Genomic DNA, 4,177 nt, shown 5'->3' with positions numbered 1-4,177 from the left:
CCTCATTCATAACCCGCGTTTCAGCAGCCCGGCCCAAGATCGCCGATTACCCGTTCACCACCCTTAAGCCGAACCTGGGGGTGGTTCCCTACAAGAACTACCGTTCCTTTGTCATCGCCGACATCCCGGGGATCATCGAAGGGGCCTCCGAAGGGGCGGGGCTCGGCCACCGCTTCCTCAAGCACGTTGAGCGGACCACGGTGCTGCTCCACGTGCTCGACCTCTCGTGGATGCCCGACCGGGACCCCGTCCGCGAGTACGAGGCCCTTAACCGGGAGTTGGCCCTCTTCAGTCCCGAGCTGGCCGACAAGCGCCAGATCGTGGTGGTCAACAAGATGGATCTCCCTGCGGTGAGAGAGAATCTGCCCGCGGTGCTCCCCTGGTTCCGGGAGCGGGGCCTTGCGGTCTTTCCCCTCTCCGCCGCCACCGGCGAGGGGATTCCCCCTCTGCTCGACGAAATCGCCCGCTCCCTCTGGGGCAGGGACGGGGAGGAGTGGTAGAACGGCGCCATGCGTAGCGGAATCCTTGCCAAGGTCAAGCGGATCGTCATCAAGATCGGCAGCGGGGTCCTCACCTGCGGCGACAACGGGCTCAACAAGCCCCTCATGGGCAGCATCGCCGCCCAGGTGGCCGAGTTGCGCGCCAGCGGCCGCCAGGTGATCATCGTCTCCTCGGGCGCCGTGGCCGCGGGGCGGAAAGAGCTCGGCATCGACGGCAGGCCCCGGAGCATCCCCCAGAAGCAGGCGGCGGCGGCCATCGGCCAGTCGCGCCTCATGCACGCCTACGAGGAGGCCTTCGACCCCTTCGGGCACAAGGTGGCCCAGATCCTCCTGACCCGCGACGACCTGGCCCACCGGGGACGGTTTCTCAACGCCCGGGCTACCCTCGACACCCTGCTCTCCTTCGGGGTGATCCCGATCATCAACGAAAACGACACCGTGGTCTTCGACGAGATCAAGTTCGGCGACAACGACAGCCTCTCCGCCCTGGTCACCAACCTGGCCGAGGCCAATCTGCTGGTGATCCTGACCGACATCGACGGCTTCTACGAGGCCGATCCCCGCACCACTCCCGACGCGCGGCTCATTCCCCTGGTCCGGCAGATCACCCGGGAGATGGAGCGGGCCGCCGGCGGCAGCGGCTCCACCGTCGGCACGGGCGGGATGGTGACCAAGCTGGCCGCGGCCAAGAAGGCCGGCCAGTTCGGGGTGCCGACGCTCATGCTCAACGGCAGGAAGCCGTCCCTGCTGGCGGAGGCTTTTGCCGGCCGCGAGGTGGGGACCCTGTTCCTCCCCGGCAAGGAAAGCCTCAACCGGCGCAAGCACTGGATCGCCCACACCCTGCGGCCATCGGGGAGGATCATCGTGGACGACGGCGCCCGCACGGTTCTTGCCCGTCAGGGGAAAAGCCTGTTGCCGTCGGGGGTGGTGCGGGTCGAGGGGAAGTTCGACCGGGGCGCCTGTGTCCGGGTCTGCGGCAGCGACGGTACCGAGATCGCCCGGGGGCTCGTGGACTATTCCCATGACGAGATCATCCGTATCCTCGGCCATCGCAGCGGCGAGATCGAGGCAATCCTCGGTTACAAGTACGGGGACGAGATCATCCACCGGGACAATCTCGTTGTGCTGTAGTTTCGCGTTGTCATAGCTCCACCGACGGTCCCCTTTACACACAGCAGAAACCACATGTGACAAAGTGGAATTGGTGGTATCCACATCTGAATCCGCAAGAGAGGGGTTTGACATGTCGATCGCCGAAAAGATACGGAACATCGCCGCCGACGCCCGCCAGGCCGCAATCGCCATGGCGAAGCTTTCCGCCCCCGCCAAGAACGGGCTCCTCCTGGCCATGGCCGGGTCCCTGGTCAGGAACACCGTCCAGCTCATGGAGGAAAACCGGAAGGACCTGGAAGCGGGCGAGGTCAAGGGGCTCTCGGCCGCCATGCTCGACCGGCTCATGCTCAACGAGGCCCGGATCAAGGCCATGGCCGACGGCCTGCGCGAAGTGGCGGCCCTCCCCGACCCGGTGGGGGAGGTGACGCGGATGTGGACCCGCCCCAATGGCCTCCGCGTGGGCAAGATGCGGATTCCCCTGGGGGTTATCGGGATCATCTACGAGGCGCGCCCCAACGTCACCGCCGATGCCGCGGCCCTCTGCCTCAAGAGCGGCAACAGCGTCATCCTGCGGGGCGGCTCCGAGGCGATCCACTCCAACCTGGCCATCGCCCGCATTCTCGGGGAAGAGCTGAACCGGGCGGGCATCCCCGGCGCGGCCCTGTCGGTCGTTCCTTTCCCCGAGCGGGAGGGGGTCCTGGAGATGCTCAAGCAGGAGGAGTTCATCGACCTGATCATTCCGCGGGGAGGCGAAAGCCTGATCCGCTTCGTGGTCGAGAATTCGCGCATTCCGGTCATCAAGCACTACAAGGGGGTCTGCCACGTTTTCGTGGACGCGGATGCCGATTTCGACATGGCGGAAAAGATCATCGTCAACGGCAAGGTCCAGCGGCCCGGGGTCTGCAATGCCCTGGAAACGCTCCTGGTGCACAAGGACATCGCGGAGACCTTTATTCCCCGCATTGCCGAATCCCTCACCGAGCTGAAGGTGGAACTGCGTGGCGACGACTGCGTGCGTCAGTTCGCACCCCAGGCCCAAAAGGCCACCGAGGACGACTGGCATGCCGAGTACCTGGAACTGATCCTGGCGGTCCGGGTGGTGGACGACCTGGACGAGGCCGTGGCCCACATCAACCGTTACGGCTCGCTCCACACCGAGGCCATTGTCACCTGCGACTATCACAATGCCCAGCGCTTCATCCGGGAGGTGAACTCCAGCACGGTGCTGGTCAATGCCTCCACCCGCTTTGCCGACGGCAACCAGTTGGGGCTCGGCGCCGAGATCGGTATCTCCACCACCAAGCTCCATTCCTTCGGCCCCATGGGGCTGGAGGATCTGACAACGACCAAGTTCATCGTCTACGGCGACGGACAGGTAAGGCAGTGAGCGGGGGCAGGGACCCGGAGGCCGGCACGGGATGAAAACGGGCATTCTCGGCGGCACGTTCAACCCGGTGCACCTGGCTCACCTCCGCATCGCGGAGGAGGTGCGGGACACCTTTGCCCTGGACCGGGTCCTGTTCATCCCGGCAGCGTCCCCGCCCCACAAGGCCATGGAGGGGGAAGTCCCCTTCGAGACGCGCTGTGCCATGGTGCGGCTCGCCACGGCGGACAACCCCGCCTTTGCCGTGTCGGACATGGAGGGGCGCCGACCGGGCGCGTCCTATTCCATCGACACGATCCGGGCCCTCAAGAAGGAGCATCCGGGGGACGAATTCTTTTTCATCATCGGCAGCGACTCGTTCCTCGACATTGGCTCCTGGTACGACTACGAGGCGATCTTCGCCTCCTGCAACCTGGTGGTGGCGGCCCGCCCCGGAGCCGAAGCGGCGGACCTGCTCGCGGCACTGCCGGTTGCCATAACAGCGCAATTCTGCTATTATCCCGCGGAAAAACGGCTCGCCCATCGCTCGGGATACTCGGTCTACTGGCTGGCCGGCGTCCCCCTCGACATCTCGTCCCGTTCCATCCGCGGACTCGCCCGCCTCGGCAGGTCGATCAGGTACCTGGTCCCGGAGGCGGTGGAGCGCTACATCAACGAACAAAGGATCTATGCCCATGACGGATAAACCCACGCTCACCCCCCTCGAGCGCGCGCTCCAGTGCGCCCGTTTCGCCCTCGACAAGAAGGCACTTGATGTGAAGGTACTCGAGATCGGCCGGATATCGTCCATTGCCGACTATCTGGTGCTTGCCACGGGCCGTTCGGACAAGCAGGCCCAGGCCATTGCCGATTCGGTCAAGAAGGGGCTCAAGAAGTACGGCAAGGTCCTCGATATGGAGGGGCTGCGGGAAGGGAACTGGATCGTGATCGACTACGGCGACGTGATCGTTCACATCTTCCGGGAGGAACTGCGCTCCTACTACGATCTGGACGGCCTCTGGTCCGCCGCCGGGCAGGTGGCGATTCCCGAGGAGTACCTGTGGGAAGGGAAGGAAGGGGGAGGGGAGTGATCCTCGCCCTCTTCGCGCCGGCCGGGGCCGGAGCACCGTGAAACTGCGCGTGCTCTGGGTCGGCAAGACCCAGGAGGAGTGGATCCGGTGCGGCATTGACGAATATGCCG

Annotated in this window: 5 protein-coding genes and 1 pseudogene; all 6 read left to right on the top strand. The window is 65.2% G+C overall.

Features of this window, described 5'->3' with window-relative positions; all coding sequences use genetic code 11:
- Positions 1 to 500, top strand: a 500-nt coding sequence (locus AC6CDK_RS17615) for an Obg family GTPase (protein ID WP_496639946.1), incomplete at its 5' end; no start/stop codon positions are given.
- A gap of 9 nt (positions 501 to 509) precedes the next feature.
- Positions 510 to 1,631 (top strand): glutamate 5-kinase, encoded by a 1,122-nt coding sequence (gene proB, locus AC6CDK_RS17610; RefSeq protein WP_039647074.1) that lies wholly within the window; start codon positions 510 to 512, stop codon positions 1,629 to 1,631.
- 112 nt (positions 1,632 to 1,743) lie between these two features.
- Positions 1,744 to 3,000, top strand: a complete 1,257-nt coding sequence (locus tag AC6CDK_RS17605) for a glutamate-5-semialdehyde dehydrogenase (RefSeq protein WP_192905683.1) — start codon at positions 1,744 to 1,746, stop codon at positions 2,998 to 3,000.
- A 31-nt stretch (positions 3,001 to 3,031) separates the two neighbouring features.
- Complete coding sequence (gene nadD / locus AC6CDK_RS17600; protein WP_066358106.1) at positions 3,032 to 3,682, top strand: nicotinate-nucleotide adenylyltransferase; 651 nt, start codon at positions 3,032 to 3,034, stop codon at positions 3,680 to 3,682.
- The gene (gene rsfS / locus AC6CDK_RS17595; protein ID WP_039647068.1) at positions 3,672 to 4,067 is read left to right on the top strand and encodes a ribosome silencing factor; all 396 of its coding nucleotides are present in this window, start codon (positions 3,672 to 3,674) and stop codon (positions 4,065 to 4,067) included. The genes nadD and rsfS overlap by 11 nt, the downstream gene beginning before the upstream one ends.
- Positions 4,068 to 4,104: 37 nt before the next feature.
- Positions 4,105 to 4,177: pseudogene (locus AC6CDK_RS17590) on the top strand (23S rRNA (pseudouridine(1915)-N(3))-methyltransferase RlmH); the annotation flags it as partial.

It is taken from the genome of Geobacter sp. PheSNFMC, from assembly GCF_059620965.1.
The sequence above is the reverse complement of the archived record's forward strand: the minus strand, read 5'-3'. Positions and strand labels throughout refer to the sequence as shown.